Source organism: Bradyrhizobium sp. C-145 (assembly GCF_023375135.1).
Classification (GTDB): domain Bacteria; phylum Pseudomonadota; class Alphaproteobacteria; order Rhizobiales; family Xanthobacteraceae; genus Bradyrhizobium; species Bradyrhizobium zhanjiangense.
In genome coordinates this window covers 5,601,748-5,625,065 of the sequence record NZ_CP088150.1, presented here as the reverse complement: position 1 = coordinate 5,625,065, position 23,318 = coordinate 5,601,748, and the positions used below count along the sequence as shown (strand labels likewise).

Genomic DNA, 23,318 nt, shown 5'->3' with positions numbered 1-23,318 from the left:
TCCTTCCCTATCTTTACATCGTAAAGATTGGATAACGCTAATTGCCGTTCCGGTCAAGCGAAATCTTTACACTGTCAATATTGCGCTCTATAGCTTGTCCATGGGCAAGAGCGAAACCAGGGTCGCGCACGGCGTGCGCCCCCCGAAGAAGACACCATCGGCCTCGCGTGCGTCTCCGCGTCCCCCGCGGCGCCCGGCGGTGGCGAAGACCGAGACACCCTATCACCACGGCGCCTTGCGCGAGGCGTTGCTCCAGGCCGCCGAACGGGTGCTGGAGCGTGATGGGCTTGCCGGCCTGACATTGCGGGCGGTGGCGCGCGAGGCGGGCGTCTCGCATGCCGCGCCGACCCATCATTTCGGCGACCTCACCGGGCTGCTCAGCGAGCTTGCGGCCGTGGGCTTCCGCCAGTTCAACGCCGCGATGGCCTCGTCCTGCGATGCTGCCACCACGCCGCTAGAGCGCGCGCTGGCGCGGCCGAAGGCCTATGTCGCTTATGCGCAGGCCCATCCCGGCATGTACGGAATCATGTTCCGCACCGAACGGCTCGATTATTCGAGGCCCTCGCTGCATGAGGCCGCCGAGGCCTCCTTCGCCGGGCTTGCCAATGCGATCGGCATGATGCGGCAGGAGCAGATCAGCGAAGACGCGCTGACGCTGAACCAGGGCGCCGCGATCGCCCGCGCCTGGTCGATGGTGCACGGCTTCACCACGCTGCTGCTCGACGGGCGGCTCAAGGATATTTTGGAGCGGCTGCCCGAGGGCACGACGGCCGAACGGCTACTCGAGGCGATGCTGACGGCGCCTGTGACCACCAAACTTCCAGTGTAGCGGGCTGTGGAGCCGCAGAAGAGCCTAAATCGCGATGGGATTAGGATGAATCGTCATCGCGGTGAGGATGGGATCATGATGGCGGCTCGATGTAGCTGGAACTTCGTAGCATCAGACGCCTTGATTGTGGGCAAGGCTCAAAAGCGCCATCAGGCACCTGACAGCGGCGCGGAATCGTTCTAGAAGAGCGGCTTCGCTTGGGTCATCCGGCCTCGTTCGCGTCCATTTTCTCTTGATCATGCCAGCCATCTCTTCGAACAAACCCTATCGCGTCGGCCGCTCCAAAACCGGGCTCGGCCTTTTCGCCACCAAGCCGATCAAGAAGGGAACCCGGATCATCCGCTATTTCGGGCCGATCCTGGATTCGCGGATTCCGGCGCACGACGAGATCGAGAACAAATATCTGTTCGAGCTCAACGGCCGCTGGACCATCGACGGATCGGTGCGCAAGAACTTCGCCCGCTACATCAATCATTCCTGCCGGCCCAACGCCGAGTCCGATGTTCGCCCGCGCGAGCGCAAGGTCTTCATCCGCGCCATCAAGAACATCGAGCCGGGCGACGAGATCAACTACGACTACGGCACCGACTATTTCAAAGCCTATCTGAAGCCGATCGGCTGCAAGTGCGACTCCTGCGAGAAGAAGCGCAAGAAGCTGCGCGCCGAGGCGCGGGCCGAACGCGCCAAGGTGAAGGCGCGAGCCGAGCGCAAGGCCACGAAGGCGGGCGCCAGGAGTCCGAAAAGCAAGGCCGCGAAAAAGAAGAAGCTCAACGGCCACGCCATCGGCAAGGCGAACGGCCGCGCGCGGGCCTGAGCTTGGGCCTTCAACTCAGCTGTCATGCCCCCGGCTTGCCGCCTTCGCTAAAGCTTCGGCGGCCGAGCACCCTTGTGGCCCCGGCGTAGCCTTGGCGGAGCCGGGACCGGGGCATCCAGTACACGCCGCGGCGTCTCCGTATCCATTTACTGTCTCTGGAATACTGGGCGCCCGGTCAAGCCGGGCGACGACAGCATGTATGTGGCCTCACGCCGCCACCGCACTCGCGCTCCTTCGCAGCCCCACATATTGCAGCTCGGCGAACACGCCGGTCGCAATCGCCTGCGCCACGACCATAAGCTCGCCCGCGAGATTCGGCGACACCGCGCTCGAAAGCAGCAGCGCGATGCTGCCGGCTGTCCAGGCCGCGTTACCGATCACGACCAGCAGCACCAGCGCCTTGGATACGGATGCACGCGCGGCGAGCCAGCCGACCAGCGCGCTGTAGGCGATCAGGAACAGGCCGGTCTCACGCAGCAGCGCTTCCGGCAGGTTGAACAGCGAGGCGAACGCGCCTGCGCCGAAGGTGAAACCGAGCGCGGCGACGCTGCTGAAGAGGGCATCGGCGAGCAGTGCACGGCGCAGGAAAGTGGATGCTTCGATCATCGTGGTTCTCCTTGGTTGAGGTCGGGGGAAATCACCGCAATCCGCGCCACCAAGCGCGGACAATGCGGGCGAGGCGGAACGGGCACAGGCTCCTGCCGACGCCGTGCTCGAAAGCGATGACCTGCGCGACGACATAGTCGCCGGTCGAATGCACCAGCGGCTCCGGCATGTTGAGGCTGCGCGCCAGCATCCGGGTTGCGAAGGCCATGGCCCAGGGCAAGACGTGTTCTGCGATGGTCCGGTAGAGCAGCAGCGCGATCATGGTCATCTCCTGTTTCGACCGAGGATGCGCACGTCCGCGCGCCAATTCGATTACCTCGCGGGTAATGGAAGGGCCGAAATCGGCGTGCTAGGTTTTCGATCATGAACGCACATGCATCCACGGCACGCGCCGAACACAGCCAGCCGGTCCATATCGGCGACCATTTGCGCGAATGGCGGCAGCGCCGTCGCATGAGCCAGCTCGATCTCGCCGGCGAGGCCGAGGTCTCGGCGCGGCACTTGAGCTTCGTCGAGACCGGCCGCGCAGCGCCCTCGCGCGACATGGTGCTCAGGCTCGCCGAGCGTCTCGACGTGCCCTTGCGTGAACGCAACGTGCTGCTGGTCGCGGCCGGCTATGCGCCGGCCTTCCCGCAGCGCACCCTGGAGGATCCTGCCTTGAAATCAGCGCGCCAGGCGATCGACCTCGTTCTCAAGGCGCATGAGCCCAATCCGGCCGTGGCGGTGGACCGGCATTGGAACCTGGTGTCGGCCAATCGCATGGTGGCGCCGCTGCTCGACGGCATCCCGCAGCGCCTGCTCGGCCAGCCCTTCAACGTGCTGCGGCTCGCGTTCCATCCGGAGGCGCTGGCGCCGCGCACGGTCAATCTCGCGGAATGGTGCGGGCATCTGCTCGAGCGGCTGCACCGGCAATGCGAGGCGACGGCCGACCCTGAGTTGATCAAGCTCTACAATGATCTGAAGAGCTACCCCATCCCGGCGCGCGCGGCGCCGCTGTCGAGCGACAATGTCGCAATTCCCTTCAAGCTGCGCCACCAGGGCGAGATCCTGAGCTTCTTCTCCACCACCATGGTGTTCGGCACGCCCGTCGACATCACATTGTCGGAGCTGGCGCTGGAGACCTTCTTCCCGGCGGACGAGCGCACCGCCGAACGGCTGAAGCAGATGGCGGCTAGCCTTTCCTAGCGGCGTTTACAGGGCGCAGCTGCGCTCGCATAATCCGCAGATGGACACACGTTCCTCCCGACCCTTGCGGCCGGCCAATCCGGTCGGGGATCTCCTGCGCGCCTGGCGCACACGCCGTGCGTTGAGCCAGGCGGAGCTGGCGTTCGAGGCCGGCATTTCGGTCAAGCATCTGAGCTATGTCGAGACCGGCAAGGCGGCTGCCAGCCGGGACATCCTGCTGCAACTCGCCTCCGCCCTCGATTTGTCGCTGCGTGACCGCAACGCGCTGCTCGAGGCCGGCGGTTTCGCGCGGCAATATGGCGAGCGAGATCTTGCGGCGCCGGAGCTTGCTGATGCGCGACGTGCCATCGATCTCCTGCTGCGGCGGCACGAGCCGTTCCCCGCGATCGTGACCGATCGGCGCTGGAACGTGAAGCAGGCCAATCGCGCCGCCTCACGCCTGATGACCATGCTGCTCGGGCCCGAGCGCATGCAGCGGCCGCTCAACCATATGCGCATGTTCCTTGCGCCAAACGAGCTCAGGCCGTTCGTCGAGAACTGGCCGGGCGTGGCGGCGGCACTGTTGTCGCGCGCGCGTCATGAAGCCATGGCCGCGCCGCTCGATGAGGCCGTGCAATCGACCTGGCGCGAGTTGATGCGCTTGCCGGAGCTTCCTGCGCCTCAGTTCGAGGACTACGCCGTGCCGGGGCCGCTCTGCGAGGTGCGCCTGCGCAGGGGCGAAGTCGCAATCGGCCTGATCGGTGCGGTTCTGACGCTCGGCACGCCACAGGACGTGACGCTTCAGGAGCTCCGCGTCGAGATGTTCATGCCGGCGGATGCCGCGTCCGAGGCCACCCTGGTCACGCTTGCATCTCAGGACGCCTGAGCTTGCACGGCGTCACGCCGCTCGAAGCTCATGGCCTGCATCACCTCGGCGAACGGACCGTTGCGGTCGCTCAACGTCGCCGTGGTGAGGCCCGCGCCATTGGCGCCGACGCGCGTGGCGGCACGGATCAGGATCCATTCGCCCTCGGGCGGCCGAAAGAAATAGAGGCTGATCTCGGGATTGATGAAGGTCCAGTCGTGCATGTCGACGATCTGCGCGACGCCGCTGGAAAAATCCGCGGCCTGCACGGCCTGGAGCATCGGAGTGTTGGGCTCGCCTTCGACCAACGCCGCGTCGAGCCGCATCCAGGCGGCCGCGGGACCCGGCTTTTCCAGCGCACCCTCGATCAGCCGCACCGACACGTTCTGGAAATAGCGGCTCCATTTCTGCGCGAAGGCCGGCGGCGGACTGCCTGCCTCGGGTGCCTTGTCGAGCGTTGCGGGCCCGGCGAAAGGATCGGCCGGCGATTCTCCACTCTGCGCTGTCAGCAGCGCCGTGCAGCGGCCGATCTCGGTCTCGCCGTCCATTAGCCGCACCTGCGCGGTCTTGGCCTTGCGGCCGTCGCGCAGCAATTCGGCGATCGTCCTGAAGGCGCGCAGGCCCGCCGGTCGCCAGAGGTCGAAGGTCAGGCGCCGTACCGCAAAGCCTGATTCGGTCGCGAACCGCTCGACTTCACGGGCCATGAGGGCGGTGGTGGCGCTACCCTGCAACATGTCCGGCGACCACGGACCGCCGGCATGCTCGGTGGCCCGGAAATGATGACCTTCCGGCCTGAAAATGGCTGTCATTGCAGTCTCCCGCTGGTCCGATCCTGGCCGCGAGTATCGGGGCGGGGCGCACCTTTCACAATAACCGCAGAGGTGAAGTCGTGAGCTATGCGGGACGGGCGCCTTGCGCGGCCCCGGGCTCGGCTTATCTTCCGACGGACCCGTAGAATGCCCGAAGGAGGCGCCCATGAGCACGCTGAAACCGCTCCAGATCGACGTCGTCTCCGACGTGGTGTGCCCTTGGTGCTATATCGGCAAGCACCGGATCGAGAGCGCGTTGGCGCTCGTGCCCGATGTTCCGGTCAAGCTCAATTTTCGCCCGTTCTTCCTCAATCCCTGGGTGCCGCGCGAGGGCATCAGCCGTGAGGATTATCTCACTAAGAAATTCGGCTCGGTCGAGGCCTACAAGGGCATTGCCGGGCGGGTCGTCGCAGCTGCGAGCGAGGAGGGCCTCGTCTACCGGCCCGAGATGGTGGCGCGTCAGCCCAACACGACCGACTGCCATCGCCTGATCCTCTGGGCCGAGGCAATCGGCAAGGCGCCCGAGATGAAGCAGCGCCTGATGGAGCTCTATTTCCGCGACGGCGGCGATCTCACCGACGTGAACGTGCTGGCGCAGGCAGCCGCTGACATCGGTCTCGACGCCGACGATGTGCGCAAGCGCCTTGCCACCGACGAGGACGTCGCGCGCGTTTCGGCGGACGCGCAGGAGGCCGCCGAGAAAGGCATCTCCGGCGTGCCGACCTATGTGTTCGCACAGAAATACGCCGTCTCCGGCGCGCAGGATCCCAACTTGCTCGCCCGCGCGATCCGCCAGGTCTCGGCGGAGATCAACGCGCAGGCGGCGGAGTAGCTTTCCCTTTGCGGAGCCGATGGACCACGCGTCGCGCGGCCTGATGCGCGACGTTGAGCCCGGTCAGCGCAGCATGAATGAGCGCGACGGCCGGATCATTCCGCCGCAGCGGGATCAGCACGTCACCGATTGCGAAGCGTCCTCGCCAGATCGGATTGATCATGGGGTGATCGGCGCACGCCATGGAATCCGCGCTGGCGATGGCGGGATCGGCGCAGAGATGGCGGGTGAGGTCGAGCGTGAGCTGCACGCCGGGCGAATATTTCGCAAAGCGCTCGTCGATGCCGAGCTTGAAGAAGAAGGCGCGGTCCTGATGGCGCAGCACAATGCCGGCGGCGACCGGTATCGTTCCAGCGCGTAGCGTGATGATCTCGCATTGCGCGGTTTCCGCCAGCGTCGCGACGGCGCGGCGGATGAAGCTCGCATCGCCCGCATGCTGGATCAGCGCGGTGCCGCGCTCGCCCTTCCAGCCGCTGGCCTCGAGTTGCAGGAACGTTTCGAGCGCCGGTCCGATCTCGTTGCGCCCTCGCGCGACCTCGAACGCGACGGGGCCGGTTTCTTCGAGCCGATGGCGCTGGCGCCGCAGCTCCTTGAGCTTCCTGGCACCGAGTGCCTCGCGCAAGAGCGTCTCGCCGTCATGCGTCGCATCGAGGCTGGCGCGGATGTAGGAGCTGAGCAGGCGCGGCTTCAGGCCATCACGATTCAGAACCTGATTGAGAGCGGTCATCGCAGCGCCGTCGAGCGCGACGTCATTCAGCACGAGCGCATGGGCTCCGGCCTCGCGCGCCTGCTGCAACAGACGCGTGGCGGCCTCGATTGGGGCGTCACGGTCGATCAGCGGGCTGCACAGCGTGCCATAGGGATGCGCGCTCACCAGCGCGGGCAGGGGAATTTTCCAGGCGCGCCAGAGCGAGATCACCGGCATCAGCCCGATCAGTCGCGTCGAAGATGCGTCGAGTGCGGCAAGCGCTGAGGCCTCGGTGCGGCCGCGCGCGGTCGCGCTGACGGCAAGCTCCCAGCCCGGCAGGTAATAGCCGTTCGGTTCGATCGTGCGTTGCGCGAGCGCACGCCATTGACCGGGGTCGATGGAGGTGAGCGGAACGCGCGCGCGTGCGGCATCCCATGTCGATGCCGGATTGATCGCTGTCTCCTGCGCGATGTCGACCACGTCCAGTCGTCCCCGTTCACGCGGTCCAAGGCCGCGTTACGGCGATGCTTAGCGCAAAGATTGGAAAATACCGTTGGGACGCTGCCTCAATTCGAGCGGTAGCGTTAACGTCTCGTTGAGCATCTGAGCGGTGGCGAGCCGTCGGGTGCGTTGCCGGAGGCTTGCTACTGGTCACCCGGGACGAAATGGTCGCGGGCGCTTGCCCGTCCGCCCCCGGCGGTGTCCGAGATCGTGATGTCGATGTCGCGGGACGTCTGTGGCAAATGTGCCGGGCCGACCTGCACGGATAAGCGCACCTCCCGGGTTTGATCCTGGCCGACCGCGACGACCGGCTTGCCGTCCGGCCCGGCCTCGATGCCGGCGACGCGACTGGTCGCGCCGGGCAGTCCGGAGATCTCGAGCACAAACGATCGTTCTGCGCCCTTGTTGAGGATGCGCACGATATAGTCGTTGCGCACCCCGCCATCCGAGAGCTGGACGAAGAGGGGATTGCGCTCGTGCAGCACGTTGACGTCCATGGTCGCGCGGGTCGCGAGTGCGTAGAGCATGATGCTGCCGACGATTGCGATTGCTGCCGCGTAGATCAGCGTGCGCGGGCGGATGATGCGATAGATCGGCGGCTTGCCGTCGCGCCGGCGCTGCATGTTGATGTCGGTGTCGTAGCCGATCAGGCCGGCGGGCCGACCGATCTCGCGCATGATGTTGTCGCAGGCATCGATGACAGGCCGCACTGGATGCAGCCGAGCTGGATTCCGTGGCGGATATCCACGCCTGTCGGGCAGACATTGATGCACTGGTGGCAGTCGACACAGTCGCCGGCGACGTCGCCATGGGCGCGGGCGACTTCCGCCTTCTTCACCGACATGCGCGGCTCGCCGCGGTCTCGGCGATAGGTGACGTTCAGCGCCCATTCGTCGGTTAGCGCCGCCTGGATGCGGGGCCACGGGCACATGTAGATGCACATCTGCTCGCGAGCATGGCCTGCGAAGACATAGGTTGTGGCAGTCAGGATGCCGATCCAGAGATAGGCGATGAATGGCGCCTGGAACGTCGCGAGCTCCTTCACCAGCGTCGGCGCATCGGCGAAATAGAGCACCCAGGCGCCGCCGGTCCACCAGGCGATCATGATCCAGAGGAAGTGCTTCAGGGCAACTTTTCGGATGTGATCGAATGTCCAGCCGCGCTTGTCGCCCTGCATGCGCTCGCGCCGGTCGCCCTCGATCCAGCGCTCCACTGCGTAGAACAAGTCGGTCCACACCGTCTGCGGACACATGTAGCCGCACCACAGCCGGCCTGCGACCGCGTTCATCAGGAACAGCGTCATCGCCGCGATGATCAGCAGACCGGTGAAATAGTAGACTTCCTGCGGCCACAGCTCGATGAAGAAAAAATAGAATCGGCGATGCGGGAAGTCGATCAGCACGGCCTGATCCGGCAGGCCGGGGCCGCGATTCCAGCGTACGAACGGCAGCAGATAATAGGTGCCGAGCGTGACGCAGAGGATCGCCCATTTAATGCGGCGGAAGGGCCCGCGAACCGACTGCGGATAGACCTTCTTGCGCTTCTCGTAGAGAGGTCCCTCGATGAAAGTATCGTCGGTCATGCCGCGCTCCCGGCGTTATTGCCAGCGAAGATCTATTCCGGTGCGCAGAAGAGGCGGTACAGAGTCTCCAGCACCGAGCGGACCTCCTGGCTCGCGATGCTGTAGTATATCGTCTGACCCTCCCGTCTGGGTTTGACCAGGCTCAATGCACGCATCTTTCCGAGATGCTGGGATAGTGCCGCCGACGACAGGCCCGCGATGTCGGCGAGCTCGCCGACGGACTTTTCGCCATCCAGCATGTTGCAGAGAACCAGGAGCCGTTTTGGGTTACCCATGGCGGCGAGGAGGCGGGAGGCCTCCTCGGCCTTCTCCTCCAGAGCGAGCAATTCTTGATTCCGGGGCTTGCGCTTCATGGATGCTATATATATTAGTATATTCGAAAATAAGAAATAACTAAATCGTTTGTGCGAGGGTTCCTGAAGGTGCTCTCGCTGCGGAGGGTTCTGATGGTTTCTACATCATTTACGCCGATCGCCTCCCTCGTCGGCGGTGCACTGATCGGGTTGTCCGCCGTTCTGCTGATGTGGGCGAACGGACGCATCGCCGGCGTGAGCGGCATCGCGGCACGGCTGTTTCCGCCTTACGAGGACGGCGAGTTCGCTGGCCGGCTCGCCTTAGTCGCCGGTCTCGTCGCCGCACCCATGCTGGTCCTGTTTGTCACCGGAAGTCTTCCGGCGCAGACGATCGCGGCCGGGCCGGCCGTTTTGATCGTCGGCGGGTTGCTTACCGGTTTCGGTTCAGTGTGGGGCAGTGGCTGCACCTCCGGCCATGGCGTCTGCGGCCTGTCGCGGCTCTCGGCGCGCTCACTGGTTGCGACCATCACCTTCATGGCGACCGGCGTTGCGACAGTCTTCGTGATGCGGCACTGGACCTGACGCCGATGGCTATCCTGGTTCAATTCGTCGTCGGCCTGATCTTCGGTCTCGGCCTCATCGTGTCCGGCATGTCGAACCCGGCCAAGGTTCTGAACTTCCTCGACATCGGCGGCATTTCGGCGGGAACGTGGGATGCGAGCCTTGCCTTCGTGATGGCCGGTGCGATCGCGGTGACCTTCATCGGCTTCAACCGCGTCCTGAGGCGTGCGCGTCCGTTCTTCGCTGAACGGTTTTATCTTCCCACGCGAAGGGACATCGATCCCAGGATCATCGCAGGTCCCGCGATCTTCGGCATCGGCTGGGGACTGGCAGGCTTCTGTCCGGGACCGGCGCTGACCGCGCTCGGTTTTGGATCGGTGTCCGCCGTGATCTTTGTCGCGGCGATGAGTGCCGGCATGGTGCTGGCGCGCTTCATCGCCCGCTTGCCGTCGCTGACGCGCTTCGTCACGCCTGCCGATCCGCTCGAAACCTGAAGTAACCCGGAGTGTAAATCATGGACAAGAATTATCCCGAGATCACCCGGCAAATCTCGGCCAACATGCGCAAGCTCCGGAGCGACATTCCCGAGACCATGAAGGGATTTGCCGCACTCGCTCAGGCGGCCACGCACGACGGCGCGCTCGACAAGAAGACGAAGGAGCTGATCGCGCTGGCGCTTGGCGTCGCTGCGCATTGCGACGGCTGCATCGGCTTTCACGCCGAAGCGCTCGTCAAGCTCGGCGCGACGCGCCAGGAGATCGAGGAGACGCTCGGCATGGCGGTCTATATGGGCGGCGGTCCGTCGCTGATGTACGCTGCGGACGCGATCGCGGCCTACGAGCAGTTTCAGCAGCAATCGGTTGTCGCCTAGTTGCGGTCATTCGATACGATCATGCGAACGGGACCGGGCGACTTGTCTCGTCCGGTCCCGGCCATCAAGACTTTATCGATTACCAGCGGTCGTCGACACCGACGCCAACGCTGACGCCAGGTGCGCGAATGCCGACGCCGGCGCGCGGGCCGTCATCCCAATCGCGATGGTAGGTCCGACGTTCATAATAGCGTTCGCGCGGCATGTAGTCATAGGAATCTCGCACGATCACACGCGAACCGCTGCGCGTGCGATAGCAGCGGCCGGCGTCGTCGCAGACAAGTCGTACCTGCTGGACGAGATCCGGATTGGTGTACTCGCTGCTCGTGTAGATGTCGGAAGCCTTCGCACTCGATGCGGCTGCCAAAGCACCAACGCCCGCCAACAGCGCAACAGTCAACGTCCTCATCATGTCCTCCTCGAAACTGCCCTCGGCGGTAACAAGAAAGGGAGGCCGTGTTCGTTCCCGTCGGCGATGCTGGTTTTTCCCCGGAACCGCAGCTTCGTTAGAGCGATTTGTTCCTAAATCGGCTGGTAAGTCTCGGTCCCACAGATGTCGTCGGCTTCCGCACGCCGGCGGTCGACGACCCTTCCACCGGTGATGGTCACGATGTAGGTCTGGGCGCCCAGCGACGTACCGGTCGCGGAGGTGAGCTGCGCGCGGACGCAGGCCGTCCAGCCCGGTCCTCGGACCTCGCGATGGGGCGGGGCGACGTGCACCTCACGCGGATAGGACGTGTTCAGGAAGACCACGTCGATCTGCTCGCGCACCACGCGCTTGACGTCGGGGGCCGGCTCGGGTGGCGGTTGCTCGGCTTCCTTCATGCGCATGAACTCGGGCACCGGCGCGCGGCTGTCGGCAAAGCCGCAGGCACCGAGTGCGAGCGCGCCGGCGAGCAGCGCCGCATGAGCAATGATCCGCAACATACCTGAAGGTCCCCCCTGCGCGCCAACACATAGGCACGAATGCGATCAGGCGAAGTCCCGCCCGATCAAGATTTGCTAAGTCTTGGAACCCGCGGCATTTGCTATTACGCGATTGCAGGCTAGCTTGTACCCCAGGCGAGGGGGATTGCATTCATGAGGATTCTGGTGATAGCGGCCGCGGTGCTGGCGCTGGCGGGAAGCGTGGCTCAGGCGCAGATGAGCCCCGGCAGCAAGCGCCATGGCAACGACGCCAAGGCGGACAACAAGCCCAAGGTCGACGAAAAGGCCTACAAGGTCGCGCTCGAGCGCATTCCCGAGCCCAAGGAAAAATACGATCCGTGGGGTGGGGCCCGCCCCAGCGAACCTGCCAAGAAGTCGAAATAGAACGAGGCGGGCGTTGCGGATCCACCTGCGCGTTGCTGCCGCATTCGTTACGCTCCTGTCGTTTGCCGCGCCGCCGTCTTTCGCCTGGGAGAGCTGGGGCGGCGATCCCGGCGGTTCGCGCTTCTCGCCATTGCGGGAGATCTCGCCGGGCAATGTCGGCCAGCTCGTCCGCGCCTTCGAATATCACACCGGCGATCTCACGGCACGCTCGCCCGAGCTGATGCGGCGAACCAAATTCCAGGCGACGCCGCTGTTCGTCGAAGGCAGCCTGATCTTCTGCACGCCCTTCAACGAGGTCATCGCGCTCGATCCCGGCACGGGCGCGCAGAAATGGCGCTATGATCCGAAGATCGCGATCAACCAGCGCCCCGCCAATCGCTATGTCTGCCGCGGCGTCACCTATTGGGTCGACGATACGGCACCGCCGGATGCCGCCTGCCGCGCGCGCATCTTCATGGGCACGAACGACGTCCGCCTGATCGCGCTCGATGCGAAGACAGGCGTTCCCTGTACCGGTTTTGGCAATGGCGGGGAGATCAAGCTCGATATCGGAATGGCCCTGGAATGGCCGGGCGAATTCCAGATCACCTCGCCGCCGGCGGTCGGCCGCGGTGTCGTCGTAGTCGGATCTGCGATCGGCGACAACCGCCGTGTCGACGCGCCGAGCGGCGTGGTGCGAGCGTTCGATGCGCGCAGCGGCCAGCCACGCTGGACCTTCGAGCCGCTCGAGCGCGAAGGCATCGAAGCCGGTCACGCCAATGTCTGGGCGCCGATGTCGGTCGATGACGCGCGCGGACTCGTATTCCTGCCGACGTCGTCGCCCTCGCCGGATTTCTGGGGCGGCAAGCGGCCGGGCAACAACGAGCACGCCAATTCGGTGGTCGCGCTGCACATCGAGACCGGCGAACTCGTATGGGCCTTTCAGATCGTGCATCACGATGTCTGGGACTACGATCTGGCGGCGCAACCGACGCTGGCGCGCCTCGACACGGGCGAGGGCCAGCGCGACGTCGTGATCCAGCCGACCAAGCAGGGTTTTGTCTTCGTGCTCGATCGCGACACCGGCAAGCCGGTCTGGCCCGTTGAGGAGCGCGCCGTGCCGCAGGACGGCGCGGAAGGGGAAAGATTGTCGCCGACCCAGCCGTTCCCGACGCACGTGCCCGCGCTGACGTCGCAGACGATCTCGACCGATGATGCGCTCGCGCTATTGCCTGCGCTGCGTCGCTCGTCCTGCGAGCGGCAATTCGCGGAGGCGCACAATGAGGGCCTGTTCACGCCGCCTTCGAGGCAGGGCACGCTGTTGTTTCCATTCACCGGTGGCGGGGTGAACTGGGGCAGTGCGGCCTTCGATCCGGTCAGCCAGATCCTCTACGCCAACACCAGCCGCGCCGTGCATCGCGTCAAGCTGATCCCGCGCGCGGAAGCTGTCGGGTTCAATCCGCCGCCCGGTCATGATTTCGGCCAGCAGCGTGGCACGCCGTTCGCGATGACGCGCGCGGTGGTGATGTCGCCGCTCGGTTTGCTCTGCAACAAGCCGCCCTGGGGCGAGATGGTCGCGGTCGATCTGAAGGCCGGAAAAGTCCTCTGGCGTTCGACGGTCGGCACCACCGAGGATCTTGCACCGCTCGGCGTGCCGCTGCCGTGGGGCGCGCCGCTCGTCAACGGGCTCGCGGTCACCGCAGGCGGGCTCGTCTTCACCGGAGCGATGGACGCCTATTTGCGCGCCTTCGATGCGCGGAGCGGCAGGGAGCTGTGGCAGGGCCGGTTGCCGGTCCCGGGTGTCGCCAATCCCATGACCTATCTCTGGCAGGGCGAGCAATATGTCGCGATCGGCGCCGGCGGCCACTCCGAGGCAGGCACTTCGATCGGCGACAGCGTCGTTGCGTTTCGCCTGGCGCGGCCCGGCGAGGCACCATCGCTATGGTCGCGCACCATCGATCGTCCCGGCGGACGATTTCTTGCGGCGTCCTCAGTGATCGCGCTCGCGGTCGTCGCGTTTGCGATTGCAAGCCTGCGCTGGCGTCGCCGCCGTCGTATCGCGCGATCATGATCGTGTTGTGGATGCGATGCGAACGATCGTTCACATCGCGCGCGCTATTGCACGAAAGCAAGGCCGACGCGTTTGTCGCTGCGCCACACGGGGCGGCAAGTCCGCACGAAATTGTCGCACGAAATCGATAACTTGAAGCTCTGCGGCAGCGTTGTGGGGGCGTCGAGATCGACGGCAGCGCCGCCGGTCGATATGTTTCTCACCGTGCATGCGATTCCGCTATTTTCAAAGGTGATCCTGCCCCCCTTGAAAACGCGGTGACGCTGCGTTGCACGCCTCTCAATCATCTGCGTTCATCCACAATGACCATTGTGAAATAGCGCATAGAAATTACCTTGAAATCAACTCAATACTGGCGCTACTTGCACAGCGCTTCAGACTTCGTTTACCACGTTGACGCGGACGATCTCTCCGCCGACTTTCCTGACAAGCCCTTTATGGCGTTCGCGCCGATGAAGATACTGATGAAGACCATGCTTTCGATTCTGTTCGCTGCAGCGCTCTCGCTGTCGTCCATGCCCGCCCACGCCATCAAGTGGGACCTCTCGACCATGAGCTGCAAGCAATTCCTCGAGAGTGGCGAAGACAACATCCAAGTCGTACTGACCTGGATGGACGGCTGGTACAAGGGCGACAAGGACAACGCGATCATCGACACCGACGTGTTCATCGAGAACGCCAAGAAGTTCGGCGCCTATTGCGGAAAAAATCCGAACGTCAGCATCGTGACCGCGGCCGACGAGGTGCTCGGCAAGTAACCTCGCGTGCGTGATGGCCGAAGCGCGATCGTAATCGCGTTTGCTGTCTCGACATGACTCCATTGAGAGCCGCGGTGCGCCTGGCGCTACCGCGGCTCTCTTCTTTTCGTAGCACGGTCACCCCGGCAGCATCGCGAACGCGCTCGACACCATCGCAATCGGCTTGTTGTCGGAGGCCGAGAGCAGCGTGACGCGGCCAAAGCTCATGGTGCGCCCGAGCCGCACCACGCGCGCGTCCGCCAGCACGTCCGAGGAGGAGGCTGCGCGCATGAAATGCGTGGTCTGGTCGACCGTGGTCATCGGACGATAGCCGCGGTTGGCGGCGAGGATCGCGATCACCATCGCGGTGTCGGCGAGCGCCATCAGCGCCTGGCCGCAGACCACGCCGCCGTTCCGGCACAGCCGTTCCGAAAACGGCATGCGCAGCAGGGCACCCGGCTGCCAGTCCGGCGCATCCGCTGGCTGTGCGTGCTCGATGCGCTCGATCGAGAGGTCGAGATCCTGGACCCAGGGCGCAAAGACCTCGCCGAGGATGCGTTTGGCGTCAGTGATGCCGAACTCGGCGTCTGGCTGCGTTTGCATTGCTGTCGTTCCCTCCATTATGGCCGGATGTTTCGCCTCATTCTGCGCGCATCGGCGCGGCAAAGTCACCCGGTCTGGCGCCGGTCTCTTCGGCTTGAAAATGCCCGACTTCGCCCGATATGATGGCGCGCTTGGGTACGGGTGGATGATGTTGCGTCGATGTGTCCTGGTCTTTTGTCTGGCTGCGCTCGGCCTTGCGCTGAACGGGTGCACCAAATGCGGCCCGATCTGGGACGACTGGCTGCATGCGCCGAAATCGTGCAGATCGGACCGGCTCTAGCGGCCAGGCGGCGCTGAGGTCGCGGTCGGCCGCGACAAGGATGACGAGGCGCGGGCGATCCGCGCTTCATGGATGATCAAGGAGTGGATGATGAAGCTTTTCCGTTTGGCCGCGGTGCTGGCCGTGCTGGCGGGACCGGCCTACGCGCAAATGCCCAATCTCAATTTGCTGCAGGAAGGCCCGGGCAAGACCCCCGAGGAGAAGGCCGCGGACGCCGAGCGTGAAAAGGCCTACAAGGAAACGCTGAAGAAGATTCCGGACTCCAAGGCGTCCAACGATCCCTGGGGCGGCATGCGCGCCGATCCGCCGAAACAATCGGCGGCGCCGAAGGCCTCGGCCGCGACCAGCGCGTCGAAGAAGAAATCCGGCACAGCCGCCAATTGACCTGCCACCGCCCGGGGGCGGGCCTCCGGGTGGGACTCCTCTTTGCCCTGCCGGCCTCCTACATCTCGCAAGAGAGTATTGCGTAGAGGAGGACGGGACATGGCCGATCGTCCGCGGGATCTCGCCGAACGGATGGCGCGCCGGCGCAAGATGGGCGGCAAGCCGGATCATGCGACCGGCGACGGCTATCTGCGCGAGACCTTCACGCTGCCGCGCGCAGCGGCACGGGCAAGGGCGGAGGCCTTCTTCGCCCGCTACCCCAAGGCCGGCTATATGAGCGCGGTCGAGACCTGGCGCGAATTGCCCGGTGGCGACATCGAATTCACCATGCGGCGGTTGCCCAGCGCGGATTAGAGCATGATCCGGAAAAGTGTGCAGCGGATTTCCGGAAAGATCATGCTCAAACAAGAGCCTAAAGGGTGATGACGATTCGTCCTAATCGCATCGCGCTTTAGGGTCTCACCTTTTCGATCGTTTCTGCGACGATGCGGATCCGGAATACGGGCTCCTTGGCCTCGTCCAGCAGCTCCATGTGCCATTCGGAATTTTGCTGGAGCTTGCGGGCGATGCCGGCGGCCATGTCGGCGCAGACGCTGGTCATCTCCTTCCAGGCCGAATCGCGATCGTCAAATTCGCTTGCCTGGTCCGCGCAGCCGGAATAACGGCCGTTCCGGATTCGAAAGAAGTAGAGCGGCATGGCTGGCACCGATCACGCGTGACGGCCCAACCCCAAGGCCACGGGCGCGTAGTGCAATCCCAAACCTCGATCAGATCAATTCCGGGCGGCTACGGGATAAATCCCCTGGGGCGCTGCGCCGCCGCTGATCTCACCCAGACGGGCGGGTTCAGGCCGTCTTGCTCAGGCCGTCTTGCGCTCGATGGCCTTCAGCTCGCGGTCGATACGCAGCTGCACCCGCCGGATCGCCAAGAGGTCGATCTTCGTCTCAGTTCTGCCGGTCTTGATTTGGTCGCCGATTCGGAACTGCCACTGCCAAATTCCCGGAACGGCCGTCTTGGCGACGGTGAACTCGACGCCCCTGTGATTCATGGTCACCTCCCACGATTCACCTTCCATGCCCGTAACATGTTGGGCGTCATCATATGCCCGCGACAAGTGAAATCTGTCGATAAGTCCCGGACCGTTGACGGAAACCGCGAGGGCGCGCATTCCGAAGCAAACGAGGTCGGATTCGGCGCCGCTTGCGCGCCGCCCCGGAACTCTGTTCATGGTCGGAGAACCACGGAGCAATCCGCGCGCGACGGCATGGGCCTTGCTTGGCCCGATGACGGCAAGCAACCATGGGCGCCTCATGCTCGGCATTCCCCGCCGCTACTCTCACTTCGTCTTCGGCATTATCCAGTCTGGACTGACCTCGCTGATCGCGGCAGGCATCGCCAGCCTTCCCGCAGGCAGCGCGATGGTCTTCCTCGGGCACTGGATGGTGTCGTGGCTGATCGCGTGGGCCGCGATGCTGCCGATCGTGCTGCTGGCGGCGCCCGCGATCCGCGCCGTCTCGCTGTGGCTGACGCGGGAGGAGCGGGACCTGCGAACCGGTAGCTATGAAAAAACCCCGCCTGGGGAGAGCCAAGCGGGGCAAAGAGTTGTTGGAGGCTGAGGTGCTGGGCTGCAACACCATAGCCAAGAGACCCTAACTGGTTCGACTTACGTCAGCCTGACAGGGGACCAAAGCGGAGCGGGGGCCGGCGTCCCGTTCGTCGCGCCGCGTTCGTCCATGCCCGCAAACAGAAAACCCCGCTCGCGGGGAGCGGGGTCGTCGGCTGGGTATGGAGACCCGGTGTTGGTCCACCGGGCACGACGAGACTAGGCGATCAGGCTTACACGCGCCTGACGGTGTCTGTGCAAGTCGCGATCGCGCGGGCCGCAGACTGGCCTCGCGCCCGTCCCAATTTCGACATCCGGCCGCACAACTGGCGACACACGGGTCGGCAAGATTCCACACCGTCCGGCGCAGCCATGGGGGAAACGTGGCGCGGCGGCAACGGGGTGGCATCATGGATAACGTAGAGCGGTCTTTCGCCGCCGCGACGGCGGCTGGCTTCGTCGTGCTGGTGATCGGCCTCGTGCTGCTGGCGCTGCTGTAAGGCGGCATCAAGCGCAGGTGCGGGGAGGCGGCCGGAGCTCCGCGCCGGCGCGCTTCGCCGATGGTGAATGGGCACCAAATCTTTCAAAAAGGAGGAAAACAACCCCATGCACAGTAGGCTGTGAGGCGATTTCGTCATTCCATCAATGGCTTACTGGAAGTATTTAGATACCATAATCACGCGGGATGCTCAGCCAAGGGTATCCCGGCGCGCGATGCTAGATTCCCGCGCGGTCAACGGCGGCCGCTCGCGGCGGTCAGGTTCTGCAACGTGCCCGGGCGCTACCGCTCGCCGTCGTGGGCCTTAGTGGACCTTGATCTCGCCGAGAGGCAACCGCAGCTCGGCGGCGCGCTCGTCACGGTCCTTCTTGCGAAACTCGTTTTCCTTGCGCTCGAACTTGATCATCTCCTCCTGCGCGGCCTCCAGGAGGTGGTTGCGCCTGATGGCGCCGTGGTGTGTGTCTTCAGTCATGCCAGGGGTCCCCAGAGTTGCGGTCCCATCCCGAAGAAGGCCACAGACCGCGAAAAGGTTCGGTGCCTCAGGATTAAGGATTTATGACGGCGCTTGGGCCCTGCGTCTTTGATGCGCGCCAGCTTCGGACGAGGATCCCATCGTGGCAGAGCAGACGCTCACAGCGTTCATGCCGAGGGCAAATGCGCGTGCACGTCTGAATCAGGACGCGCGCGCCGACGAAAGCGACGATCGCGCTCACCCGATCTCGCAGGAATGATTCCAAGCATGGCGTGAAACGAAAGAGGCCGCCGAGGCGGCCCTCGGCGGCTTCATCTGCTGGCATGCTAGAGCATGATCCGGACCCGAAGGGCCGCGTTGGCGCAAAGCGTGCAGCGGTTTTTCCTCGCGACAAAGGTGGACCGCGTTTGCGCGGAGATCATGCTCAAACAATAATCGAAAGCGCGATGACGATGCTTCGTCATCTCATCGCGCTGCTAGAGCATGATCCGGAAAAGTGTGCAGCGGTTTTCCGAAAAGATCATGCTCAACCAATAACCTAAAGCGCGATGACGATGCTTCGTCATACTTATCGCGCTTTAGTGGCAGGGCTTGCCAAGCATCTGCGCGTACCGGCTGTGGCAACCGTCGTGCAATTGCGATTTCTTCGTAATTTTTGCACCGACTTTCGGAGCGCCCGATGAGATCGGAGTGTTCGATGTCTGCGCTTGCGTCGAGGCCGAGCCGACGAAGATGGCCAGGGCCACAACGATCTTGAGAACCGATTTCATCACGCCTCCTGGATTAAAGGGTACGAAATATAACGCTACGTATATTAGCGTTACAAAACGTAGCATTTCAAGCCGCGAAACGCCAATTAGGACAGTGCTACGAACGGTAGTTGCCCGGAATCCACTTGGCATCTGGACACCGGTACGGTGCCTCCCGCCGGGGCTGGAATTTCATCCCGAAACGAGATTGCAACCGGCAAAGGGGTCGCTGAAGGGCGGCCCCTTTTCGATTCAGGCACGAGCAAGGGGATTGGGACAGCCGCAAAGAACATATTGCGAACCGAGAACAAATGGGGTACATTATTTTTATCGCCGGCCCGCCCTCTCAATCGTTTGTCCCCCTAGCGAATCCTCGCCATAAGGAGCACGACCCAATGTCCGCCACTGCCCTGCGTATCGTCGAAGGATCTTCCATGGACAAGAGTAAAGCCCTGGCTGCCGCGCTCTCTCAGATCGAGCGCCAGTTCGGCAAGGGATCGGTGATGAAGCTCGGCAAGAGCGACCGCTCCATGGACATCGAGGCGGTGTCCTCGGGCTCGCTCGGGCTCGATATCGCGCTCGGCATCGGCGGCCTGCCCAAGGGACGCATCGTCGAGATCTACGGGCCGGAATCGTCGGGCAAGACCACGCTGGCGCTGCATACGGTGGCGGAAGCGCAGAAGAAGGGCGGCATCTGCGCCTTCATCGATGCCGAGCACGCGCTCGATCCGGTCTATGCCCGCAAGCTCGGCGTCAACATTGACGAGCTGCTGATCTCGCAGCCCGACACCGGCGAGCAGGCGTTGGAAATTTGCGACACCTTGGTGCGCTCCGGCGCGGTCGACGTGCTGGTGGTCGATTCGGTTGCAGCGCTGGTGCCGAAGGCCGAGCTCGAGGGCGAAATGGGCGATGCGCTGCCGGGCCTGCAAGCCCGCCTGATGAGCCAGGCGCTGCGCAAGCTCACGGCCTCCATCAACAAGTCCAACACGATGGTGATCTTCATCAACCAGATCCGCATGAAGATCGGTGTGATGTACGGTTCGCCCGAGACTACGACCGGCGGCAACGCGCTGAAATTCTACGCCTCCGTCCGCCTCGACATCCGCCGCATCGGCGCGATCAAGGAGCGCGACGAAGTCGTCGGCAACACCACGCGCGTGAAGGTGGTGAAGAACAAGCTGGCGCCGCCGTTCAAGCAGGTCGAGTTCGACATCATGTATGGCGAGGGCGTCTCCAAGATGGGCGAGATCCTCGATCTCGGCGTCAAGGCCGGCATCGTCGAGAAGTCCGGCGCCTGGTTCTCCTATGACAGCCAGCGCCTCGGCCAGGGCCGCGAGAACGCCAAGGCGTTCTTGAAGGGCAACCCCGACATCACCGCCAAGATCGAGACCTCGATCCGCCAGAACTCCGGCCTGATCGCCGAGCAGATTCTCGCCGGCACCCCGGAGCGCGACGCCGACGGCGAGGAGCCGGCGGAGTAAGCCTTAAAGCAGTAGAGATTTCGCGAGGAGCGGGCGCTGAGGACGTTGAGTTGCCGACGTCTTCGGTGCCCGTTTCGTTTTGGGGTGGGGTGGGATGCGTCCGCGATGAAGCGTCTGATCTTGACCAGTTCGTCCGGATTTGGGCTCGCCAAATCGGGATTGGCCGAAATTGTCGTTGCGTTTTCTTTTCAGTGGGGACCCTTGCCTTCACCTGAAATGCTTGCGGCCTATTTTGCGGCGCGTTCGGAGACGCTTTCACCCGGTGATCACTGGTCCGACTGGGGCATCCGCTGGCCTAGTGCCATCCGAAACCGCAAGGATTTGTCCCTTATCGAGTTCTGCGAACCCTACGATGCGATCGAACTCTGGTTCGACCCGAGTCCCGAAGATCAGTTGCAACTGATTTGGTTGCTCGATCACCTCAGATCTCATTCCGGGCCGGCGCAAAACGCCTTGTGGCGGACGATCTGATCGTGATGAGGGGCGATCGCCTGTGGCGGTACGGCCTCGGTTTGACGAAACCGTGAGGCTGCGAGGATGACGCGGCTCATCGTGACAACAGATTCATCCGCTGCCGGCGCTCTGCTACGCGCGGACCTTGCCGATCTCGTCATCGCGATCGAGCGCCGGCTCATCTGGGGGCCGCTGCCGTCCGATGAGGAATTGGGGGCTTTCTTTGCGCCGCGCACGACGCAGCCTTGCGGTCTTCATTGGTTGGACAACACGCCGTCCTGGCGTCTCGAAGGGTCGGGAGTGAAAGACCGTGGACTGATCGAGCTGCTGTCGGAATGCGACTCGGCCGAATTGTGGATGGGGCCAGAGCCGAATGCGCAATTGATTCTGCTCTGGTTGCTCGACCATTGCGGCAATGAAAGAGCGGCGGTTTCCAAACTCGTGATACGTCAGCTGGACATTGCCGTTGGTCGTGTCGATCTGGAGCGGCTTGCCAAGCTGAACCCGCCGATTGTTGAGCTCACGCCCGATCACCTTGAAATCGCAGCTCGTGCGTGGCGGGCCTATCGTGCGCCGACGCCGCAGGATTGGTTCGGCCTTCTCAAAACGGATTTGAGTTTGCTTCCGCAGCTTGAGCGGGGCGCCGTTGACCTGCTCGAAGAGCTTCCGAGCGTTGCCACTGGTCTCGGAGCCACTGAGATGCGGATTCTTGGGTTGATCGCACCAGGCAACGTGCAGCCCTTCGATGCCTTCCCAGGCCATCAGAAGCCCAACGAGCGTCGCGTATTCGACTACTGGGAAGTGGGCGCGCTGCTTGATGGGCTCGCGCGATGTCCGGTGCCGGCCGTAGCAGGGCTGGACGAGGGGCCATTCTCGCTCGACATGCATGACGATGCTCTCCGTCACGCACGATACAAGCAATCCCGCTTGTCGCTTACAGATCTGGGGAAGGCGGTGCTGGCAGGCGATGAGGAATTTCTGCCGCCATAATCCGATCGCGCGCTGGTGGGGCGGCACGCTTGTCACCACCGAACGGCTCTGGCGGTGGGATCGCGAAAGCCGCTTATTGGTCCCGCCGGTTTAATGCGTATCGCTCAGAGTGTTGGGTAATCAATTTAAGACGCGATCGTGTCTCGTTTTTGGAGTAGGACGCCGGGGCTATGAAGCGTGTGATCTTGACCAGTTCGTCCGGCGTTGGTCTCACCTATGCCGGTCGTGCTGACATGGTCGTCGTCCCCTTGATCTTTCGGCAAAAGTGCCCCTGTATTACGTATCAATTTGAGATGCGATCGTGTCACATCTGATCCTGGCCACGAACGATCTTGCGGCAAACACGCTTCGCCAATCGGGTGCGGCGAACATCGCGCTCGGATTCTGTCTACGCTTCGTCTCGGGGAAATTACCTTCCGAGGAGCAACTTTTGATGGGGCTGGAGCGGCGATCGGAAAAGCACCGTAATCCAGGCGATCATTGGCTCGACGACGTTTGTCGCGGCTCGCTGGAAGGTTTCGGCACGCGCGATATCGGTTTCTTTGAGCTGTGTGCGAAGTTCGACTCAATCGAAGTATGGGTCGATCCCCTGCCCAATGATCAGCTTGTGCTCGTCTGGCTGCTCGACCTTCTTCGCCCCTACAAGGAGATCACGACGAAGCTGAGCTTGGTGCATACGGATGACATTGTTGCGAACTATGCTCCGCAATCGGTCGCAAAATGGAAGCTGCCGGCCTTCAAGGTGGTCGACAATCATTTGATGACGGCAAGCCGCGCCTGGCGGGCCTATCGGGCGTCGACGCCAGAACCCTGTTTCGATCTGCTGATGACGGATCTGATGATCCTGCCGAGACTTCGATCGGCGCTCATTGCGATGCTTGAAGAGCTTCCGGACAGGTTGACGGGGCTCGGAGCCAGCGAAATGGACATGCTGGACTTTGTGAACGACGGGCACCGGGCCAAAGCGCGTCTGTGAGGCGAGGTGGCTTCGTGATGTGCTCGAAGATGGCGAAGCGAGCGATGCTTTGATCGAACTGGCGCAACATTCGGCACCGCCCGTCCTGCTGGGCGATCCGTCGTTCGACAATGAGGCCCGCTACCGCGGCGAGAGCGAGTGGAAGGTCACGCTGACTGAACTTGGACGTTCACTTGTCGCGCGCGAAGACGACATGTGGCATCACAACACGATCAAACGTTGGTGGGGCGGTACCGAACTGACCAACGAACGGCTCTGGCGCTGGGACGCCGAGACCCGCTCGTTGATCGCGCCGTAAGTGCCGTAGGGTGGGCA

The 23,318-nt window shown here is 63.5% G+C and carries 33 protein-coding genes and 1 pseudogene; 19 read left to right on the top strand and 15 right to left on the bottom strand.

Translation table 11 applies throughout. From position 1 onward, the window contains the following. The first annotated feature begins 100 nt into the window (after positions 1-100). Both LRP30_RS26675 and LRP30_RS26670 read left to right on the top strand, forming a co-directional pair. Entirely contained in the window at positions 101-829 is a 729-nt protein-coding gene (locus LRP30_RS26675) for a WHG domain-containing protein (RefSeq protein WP_128932852.1), read from the top strand. 238 nt (positions 830-1,067) lie between these two features. Further along, positions 1,068-1,643 (top strand): SET domain-containing protein, encoded by a 576-nt coding sequence (locus LRP30_RS26670; protein ID WP_128932853.1) that lies wholly within the window; start codon positions 1,068-1,070, stop codon positions 1,641-1,643. Positions 1,644-1,850: 207 nt separating this feature from the next. On the opposite strand, the gene LRP30_RS26665 is transcribed toward LRP30_RS26670, so the two are convergent. Next, the gene (locus tag LRP30_RS26665) at positions 1,851-2,249 is read right to left on the bottom strand and encodes a hypothetical protein (protein WP_128932854.1); all 399 of its coding nucleotides are present in this window, start codon (positions 2,247-2,249) and stop codon (positions 1,851-1,853) included. 31 nt (positions 2,250-2,280) lie between these two features. Next, positions 2,281-2,511 (bottom strand): hypothetical protein, encoded by a 231-nt coding sequence (locus LRP30_RS26660; protein ID WP_128932855.1) that lies wholly within the window; start codon positions 2,509-2,511, stop codon positions 2,281-2,283. Positions 2,512-2,612: 101 nt separating this feature from the next. On the opposite strand from LRP30_RS26660, the gene LRP30_RS26655 reads away from it, so the two are divergent. Both LRP30_RS26655 and LRP30_RS26650 read left to right on the top strand, forming a co-directional pair. Continuing rightward, the gene (locus LRP30_RS26655) at positions 2,613-3,434 is read left to right on the top strand and encodes a helix-turn-helix transcriptional regulator (RefSeq protein ID WP_128932856.1); all 822 of its coding nucleotides are present in this window, start codon (positions 2,613-2,615) and stop codon (positions 3,432-3,434) included. Between the two features lie 40 nt (positions 3,435-3,474). Further along, positions 3,475-4,299, top strand: a complete 825-nt coding sequence (locus LRP30_RS26650) for a helix-turn-helix transcriptional regulator (RefSeq protein WP_128932857.1) — start codon at positions 3,475-3,477, stop codon at positions 4,297-4,299. Here LRP30_RS26650 and LRP30_RS26645 read toward each other — a convergent pair. After that, entirely contained in the window at positions 4,287-5,087 is an 801-nt protein-coding gene (locus LRP30_RS26645; protein WP_128932858.1) for a thioesterase family protein, read from the bottom strand. The genes LRP30_RS26650 and LRP30_RS26645 overlap by 13 nt on opposite strands. A 166-nt stretch (positions 5,088-5,253) precedes the next feature. On the opposite strand from LRP30_RS26645, the gene LRP30_RS26640 reads away from it, so the two are divergent. Beyond that, entirely contained in the window at positions 5,254-5,919 is a 666-nt protein-coding gene (locus LRP30_RS26640; RefSeq protein WP_128932859.1) for a DsbA family oxidoreductase, read from the top strand. On the opposite strand, the gene LRP30_RS26635 is transcribed toward LRP30_RS26640, so the two are convergent. From LRP30_RS26635 to LRP30_RS26625, 3 genes and pseudogenes are all read right to left on the bottom strand, one after another. Beyond that, complete coding sequence (locus LRP30_RS26635) at positions 5,897-7,087, bottom strand: GNAT family N-acetyltransferase (RefSeq protein WP_128956104.1); 1,191 nt, start codon at positions 7,085-7,087, stop codon at positions 5,897-5,899. The two genes, LRP30_RS26640 and LRP30_RS26635, sit on opposite strands and share 23 nt — an antisense overlap. 164 nt (positions 7,088-7,251) lie before the next feature. Next, positions 7,252-8,690, bottom strand: a pseudogene (gene ccoG / locus LRP30_RS26630) (cytochrome c oxidase accessory protein CcoG). A gap of 32 nt (positions 8,691-8,722) precedes the next feature. After that, complete coding sequence (locus LRP30_RS26625; protein WP_128932862.1) at positions 8,723-9,043, bottom strand: metalloregulator ArsR/SmtB family transcription factor; 321 nt, start codon at positions 9,041-9,043, stop codon at positions 8,723-8,725. A gap of 93 nt (positions 9,044-9,136) precedes the next feature. Here LRP30_RS26625 and LRP30_RS26620 point away from each other — a divergent pair, with 93 nt between their 5' ends. Genes LRP30_RS26620 through LRP30_RS26610 form a run of 3 tightly spaced genes read left to right on the top strand, consistent with a single transcriptional unit; the run spans position 9,137 to position 10,415 of the window. Further along, entirely contained in the window at positions 9,137-9,565 is a 429-nt protein-coding gene (locus LRP30_RS26620; protein WP_249756687.1) for a YeeE/YedE family protein, read from the top strand. Between the two features lie 5 nt (positions 9,566-9,570). Beyond that, positions 9,571-10,038, top strand: a complete 468-nt coding sequence (locus tag LRP30_RS26615) for a DUF6691 family protein (protein WP_128932864.1) — start codon at positions 9,571-9,573, stop codon at positions 10,036-10,038. Between the two features lie 20 nt (positions 10,039-10,058). Further along, on the top strand, positions 10,059-10,415 hold the full coding sequence (locus LRP30_RS26610) for a carboxymuconolactone decarboxylase family protein (protein WP_128956106.1): 357 nt from the start codon (positions 10,059-10,061) through the stop codon (positions 10,413-10,415). A 79-nt stretch (positions 10,416-10,494) separates the two neighbouring features. Here LRP30_RS26610 and LRP30_RS26605 read toward each other — a convergent pair whose 3' ends face one another. Next, a complete protein-coding gene (locus LRP30_RS26605; RefSeq protein ID WP_128932866.1) occupies positions 10,495-10,827 on the bottom strand; it encodes a hypothetical protein in 333 nt (110 codons plus the stop codon). A gap of 110 nt (positions 10,828-10,937) precedes the next feature. Next, complete coding sequence (locus tag LRP30_RS26600) at positions 10,938-11,342, bottom strand: hypothetical protein (protein ID WP_128932867.1); 405 nt, start codon at positions 11,340-11,342, stop codon at positions 10,938-10,940. Between the two features lie 153 nt (positions 11,343-11,495). Between LRP30_RS26600 and LRP30_RS26595 the strand changes: the two genes are divergently transcribed. Beyond that, on the top strand, positions 11,496-11,726 hold the full coding sequence (locus LRP30_RS26595; protein WP_249756686.1) for a hypothetical protein: 231 nt from the start codon (positions 11,496-11,498) through the stop codon (positions 11,724-11,726). Positions 11,727-11,739: 13 nt separating this feature from the next. After that, positions 11,740-13,776 carry a pyrroloquinoline quinone-dependent dehydrogenase gene (locus LRP30_RS26590; RefSeq protein ID WP_245473421.1) on the top strand — a complete coding sequence of 679 codons (2,037 nt, stop codon included), beginning with the start codon at positions 11,740-11,742 and terminating at the stop codon, positions 13,774-13,776. 44 nt (positions 13,777-13,820) lie between these two features. On the opposite strand, the gene LRP30_RS26585 is transcribed toward LRP30_RS26590, so the two are convergent. Then, positions 13,821-14,063, bottom strand: a complete 243-nt coding sequence (locus tag LRP30_RS26585; protein WP_128932869.1) for a PilZ domain-containing protein — start codon at positions 14,061-14,063, stop codon at positions 13,821-13,823. A gap of 177 nt (positions 14,064-14,240) precedes the next feature. Between LRP30_RS26585 and LRP30_RS26580 the strand changes: the two genes are divergently transcribed. Beyond that, positions 14,241-14,534, top strand: coding sequence for an HdeA family protein (locus tag LRP30_RS26580; RefSeq protein ID WP_164940179.1), 294 nt, complete (start codon positions 14,241-14,243; stop codon positions 14,532-14,534). A gap of 117 nt (positions 14,535-14,651) precedes the next feature. Here LRP30_RS26580 and LRP30_RS26575 read toward each other — a convergent pair whose 3' ends face one another. Both LRP30_RS26575 and LRP30_RS26570 read right to left on the bottom strand, forming a co-directional pair. Next, positions 14,652-15,116, bottom strand: a complete 465-nt coding sequence (locus LRP30_RS26575; RefSeq protein WP_128956108.1) for a PaaI family thioesterase — start codon at positions 15,114-15,116, stop codon at positions 14,652-14,654. A gap of 37 nt (positions 15,117-15,153) precedes the next feature. Then, complete coding sequence (locus tag LRP30_RS26570; RefSeq protein ID WP_164939634.1) at positions 15,154-15,363, bottom strand: hypothetical protein; 210 nt, start codon at positions 15,361-15,363, stop codon at positions 15,154-15,156. A 123-nt stretch (positions 15,364-15,486) separates the two neighbouring features. Here LRP30_RS26570 and LRP30_RS26565 point away from each other — a divergent pair, with 123 nt between their 5' ends. Together LRP30_RS26565 and LRP30_RS26560 are read left to right on the top strand one after the other, a co-directional pair. Continuing rightward, positions 15,487-15,780: a hypothetical protein gene (locus LRP30_RS26565; protein WP_128956109.1), complete on the top strand. Its 294-nt coding sequence runs from the start codon at positions 15,487-15,489 to the stop codon at positions 15,778-15,780. A 99-nt stretch (positions 15,781-15,879) separates the two neighbouring features. Continuing rightward, positions 15,880-16,134: a hypothetical protein gene (locus LRP30_RS26560; RefSeq protein ID WP_164940180.1), complete on the top strand. Its 255-nt coding sequence runs from the start codon at positions 15,880-15,882 to the stop codon at positions 16,132-16,134. Positions 16,135-16,231: 97 nt separating this feature from the next. Here the strand turns inward: LRP30_RS26560 and LRP30_RS26555 are convergent, their stop codons facing one another. Together LRP30_RS26555 and LRP30_RS26550 are read right to left on the bottom strand one after the other, a co-directional pair. Next, complete coding sequence (locus tag LRP30_RS26555; RefSeq protein WP_128932872.1) at positions 16,232-16,477, bottom strand: hypothetical protein; 246 nt, start codon at positions 16,475-16,477, stop codon at positions 16,232-16,234. Positions 16,478-16,639: 162 nt separating this feature from the next. Next, positions 16,640-16,828 carry a hypothetical protein gene (locus LRP30_RS26550; protein WP_091889179.1) on the bottom strand — a complete coding sequence of 63 codons (189 nt, stop codon included), beginning with the start codon at positions 16,826-16,828 and terminating at the stop codon, positions 16,640-16,642. A gap of 262 nt (positions 16,829-17,090) precedes the next feature. Here LRP30_RS26550 and LRP30_RS26545 point away from each other — a divergent pair, with 262 nt between their 5' ends. Then, the gene (locus LRP30_RS26545) at positions 17,091-17,396 is read left to right on the top strand and encodes a DUF2798 domain-containing protein (RefSeq protein ID WP_245473427.1); all 306 of its coding nucleotides are present in this window, start codon (positions 17,091-17,093) and stop codon (positions 17,394-17,396) included. 790 nt (positions 17,397-18,186) lie between these two features. Here the strand turns inward: LRP30_RS26545 and LRP30_RS26540 are convergent. Together LRP30_RS26540 and LRP30_RS26535 are read right to left on the bottom strand one after the other, a co-directional pair. Further along, entirely contained in the window at positions 18,187-18,354 is a 168-nt protein-coding gene (locus tag LRP30_RS26540; protein WP_164934493.1) for a hypothetical protein, read from the bottom strand. A 578-nt stretch (positions 18,355-18,932) separates the two neighbouring features. Next, entirely contained in the window at positions 18,933-19,124 is a 192-nt protein-coding gene (locus tag LRP30_RS26535; protein WP_128938709.1) for a hypothetical protein, read from the bottom strand. A gap of 374 nt (positions 19,125-19,498) precedes the next feature. On the opposite strand from LRP30_RS26535, the gene recA reads away from it, so the two are divergent. From recA to LRP30_RS26510, 5 genes are all read left to right on the top strand, one after another. Continuing rightward, positions 19,499-20,584 (top strand): recombinase RecA, encoded by a 1,086-nt coding sequence (recA, locus tag LRP30_RS26530; protein WP_128932875.1) that lies wholly within the window; start codon positions 19,499-19,501, stop codon positions 20,582-20,584. Positions 20,585-20,689: 105 nt separating this feature from the next. After that, positions 20,690-21,055 carry a hypothetical protein gene (locus LRP30_RS26525; RefSeq protein ID WP_245473423.1) on the top strand — a complete coding sequence of 122 codons (366 nt, stop codon included), beginning with the start codon at positions 20,690-20,692 and terminating at the stop codon, positions 21,053-21,055. Positions 21,056-21,121: 66 nt separating this feature from the next. Beyond that, positions 21,122-22,027, top strand: coding sequence for a hypothetical protein (locus LRP30_RS26520; RefSeq protein WP_249756685.1), 906 nt, complete (start codon positions 21,122-21,124; stop codon positions 22,025-22,027). 301 nt (positions 22,028-22,328) lie between these two features. Next, positions 22,329-23,003: a hypothetical protein gene (locus tag LRP30_RS26515; protein WP_245473424.1), complete on the top strand. Its 675-nt coding sequence runs from the start codon at positions 22,329-22,331 to the stop codon at positions 23,001-23,003. Positions 23,004-23,022: 19 nt separating this feature from the next. After that, positions 23,023-23,301: a hypothetical protein gene (locus LRP30_RS26510; RefSeq protein WP_245473425.1), complete on the top strand. Its 279-nt coding sequence runs from the start codon at positions 23,023-23,025 to the stop codon at positions 23,299-23,301. Positions 23,302-23,318 lie beyond the last annotated feature (17 nt).